At 70.0% G+C, this 3162-nt stretch carries 2 protein-coding genes; both read left to right on the top strand.

Translation table 11 applies throughout. The annotated features are described in order from the left end of the window. A partial coding sequence (locus tag B4E30_RS15765; RefSeq protein WP_286796165.1) for a beta-galactosidase occupies positions 1–1822 on the top strand: 1822 nt, incomplete at its 5' end. A 10-nt stretch (positions 1823–1832) separates the two neighbouring features. Further along, the gene (locus B4E30_RS15760) at positions 1833–3110 is read left to right on the top strand and encodes an ABC transporter substrate-binding protein (protein WP_286796164.1); all 1278 of its coding nucleotides are present in this window, start codon (positions 1833–1835) and stop codon (positions 3108–3110) included. Positions 3111–3162 lie beyond the last annotated feature (52 nt).

The raw sequence follows: 3162 nt of genomic DNA, 5'->3' as shown, positions 1-3162 counted from the left end.
GAACTACCCCGAGACGCTGCCCGCCGACGAATCCGGCGCATCGTACTGGCCCGGAAGCCGCCAGCACTTCGCACCCTCGTCCCCCGTCTATCGGCGCCTGGCCGGTGAGCTCGTGCGACGCATCGCCGAGCGCTACGTCGACCACCCGGCGGTGGTGATGTGGCACGTCGGCAACGAGTTCGGCTGCCACCTGTGGATGGACTTCTCCGATGCCGCGCGGGATGCGTACCGTCGCTGGCTGCGCGAGAAGTACGGCACCGTCGACGCGCTCAATGCGGCGTGGGGCACGAACTTCTGGTCGCAGCGCTACGGCTCCTTCGACGAGGTCTTCCCTCCGCGCCTCGCGCCCTACAGCCACAACCCGTCGTCCATGCTCGACTTCCGCCGGTTCACCTCCGACATGCTGCTGGAGTGCTACCTGGCGGAGCGGAGCATCCTGCTGCAGGCGGGCGCGACGCAGCCGATCACGACGAACTTCATGGGCCCGTTCAAGCCGGCGGACTATCGCCGGTGGGCGCCGCACATGGACGTCATCGCCGACGACTGCTATCCCGACCCGGCGCATCCCACGCGCGTGCGCGATTCGGCGTTCCAGCGCGACCTCGTGCGCTCGCTCAAGCCCGGCGTGCCGTGGCTGCTGTGGGAGCAGGCCACCGATGCCGTGAACTGGCGCCCGGCGAACCCCGGCAAGGCCGCGGGGGCGCTCGCGGCCGAGACCGCGCAGTCGATCGGGCGCGGCGCCGACGGCATCATGTTCTTCCAGTGGCGGCAGTCCCGCGCCGGCAGCGAGAAGTTCCACTCGGCGATGCTCCCCCACGCCGGCACGCGCACCCGCACGTGGCGCGAGGTCGTCTCCCTCGGCGAGCGCCTGCGCGAGCTCGGCGAGCTGCCGGCACCGGGCTCGGATGCGCGGGTCGCGCTGGTCTTCGACTGGGAGAACTGGTGGGCGGTCGAGGAGCGCGACCATCCCTTCCGGATCGACTACCTCGCCGTCGCCCTGGAGTGGTACGGCGCACTCCATCGCCGCGGCATCATGGTCGACATCATCGGGCCCGAGGAGGCGGAGCGCGGGTACGAGGTGGTCTTGGCGCCCGCCCTCTACCTGCTGCGCGAGGAGGGAGCAGCCGCGCTCGACCGGTTCGCGCGAGCCGGCGGAACGCTGCTCACCGGACCGTTCAGCGACATCGTCGACGAGCACGATCAGTTCTGCGACGGCGGGTTCCTCACGCGCCTCGGCGGCGCACTCGGCATCCGCTACGAGGACTTCGGAGCGCTGGCGGGCCCTCCCGCGAGCGGCACCGGCGTCGGCGCGCTCGGTGCGGTCGGCGACGGCGAGCCCGAGACGGCGTCGTTCACGCTCGACGGCCGTGACGCTCGCGGCACGCTCGTCGCCGAGGCGGTCCACGCCGAGACCGCCGAGGTGATCGCGACCTTCGACGACGGTCCGAACGCCGCGCGACCGGCGGTGACCCGTCAACGCCACGGCGACGGCGCCGCGTGGTACGTCGCCACGATGCCCGACGCCGCCGGTGTCGACGCGATCGTCGGCCGCCTCGTCGCCGACAGCGGCGTGCGACCGGTCATCGACGACCTCCCCGCGGGCGTCGAGGTCGCGCGTCGAGGCGCCCTCGTCACCGTGATCAACCACTCCGACGAAACCGTCACGGTCTCCCTGAACGGCAGCGACGCCGAAACCGGCGCCGCCCTCGGACGCACCGCACTGTCACCGCAGCAGGTCGTCTTCGCCTTCGCGCCCATCCCGGCGCATCCCTCGCCCGCGCCGTCCGACGCGAACGGCGCCCTCGCATCCCTCTCCTCCTGACAGGACCACCATGAGACACCTTCGATTCGTCGTCACCGCCGCCGTCGTTTCCGCCGCCGCCCTCACCCTCGCCTCGTGCGCGGGCGACGGCGGGGGCTCGGGAGAGTACGACCCCGACGCCGACGTGACGCTCACCTTCGCCTTCTGGGGCAACGACGATCGCGCCGACCGCTACAACCAGCTGATCGAGGCGTTCCAGACCGAGCATCCGAACATCACGGTGAACACGACCTTCACCGACTTCCCCAGCTACTGGGAGAAGCGGCAGACCGAAGTCGCCGGCGGAGGTCTTCCCGACGTCTTCCAGTTCTCCGACAGCTATCTGCGGCAGTACGCCGAGCCCGGCCACGTGCTCGATCTCGGCGAGGTGTCGGACTACGTCGACTTCTCCACCTTCGACGACGCCCTGCTCGGCACGGGTCGCCTGAACGACGTGCAGTACTCCCTCCCGACCGGATACAGCATGTGGGCGAATTTCGTGAACGACGACGTGCTGGCCGATTACGACATCGCCGCCCCCGAAGGCGGCTCCACCTTCGACGCGTTCGACGAGTGGATGGCCGGGGTCACCGATGCGACCGACGGCACGGTCTACGGCGGCACCGACTACACCCAACGGATCCAGGTGTTCGAACTGGTTCTCCGGGCGAACGGCGGGAATCTCTACACCGAGGACGGCGAACTCGGCTTCACCGAGGACGAGCTGCGCGACTTCTGGGCCTCCGGCGACGACATCCGCGACGGCGTGACCGTTCCGCAGGTCGAGCTCGAGGCGATCAGCCCCGTGTCCGGTTTCGGGGCCGGCCTGACGGCGAGCGAGATGAGTTGGAGCAACTTCCTGGGCGGCTATCTCGCGGACTCCGGCGCCGAGTCGATCTCGATCGTCGCGCCCCCGACCGCCGTCGAGGGCTCGAAGGACCTCTACCAGCAGGGCGGTCTGCAGATGGCCATCGCGTCGAACACCGACCACCCCGAGGCGTCGGCGATCTTCCTCGACTACGTCGTCAACAGCCCCGAAGCCGGCGAGATCTTCGGCACCACCCTCGGATTCCCGGCCTCGTCGAGCAAGCTCGCGGGCACGACGCTCGAGGGCGTCGACAAGCAGGTCGCCGACTACATCGCGTCGGTGGCGGACCGCGTCGGCGAAGCCCCGCCCGTGCCGGTGATCGGGTACGGCTCGCTCGAGCAGACGTTCTGGGACCTCGGCAAGGAGCTCGGACTCGGGACGATCACGGTCGACGAGGCGGTGGAGCGCTTCTTCACCGAGGCCGACGTCATCCTCGAGTGAACCCCGGTGGGGGCGGGGCTGCACCGTCCCGCCCCCGTTACTTTCTTCGTGA

Origin of the sequence: Microbacterium sp. UBA3394, from assembly GCF_002358725.1 — a bacterium.
Lineage (GTDB): Bacteria > Actinomycetota > Actinomycetes > Actinomycetales > Microbacteriaceae > Microbacterium > Microbacterium luteum.
The sequence above is the reverse complement of the archived record's forward strand: the minus strand, read 5'-3'. Positions and strand labels throughout refer to the sequence as shown.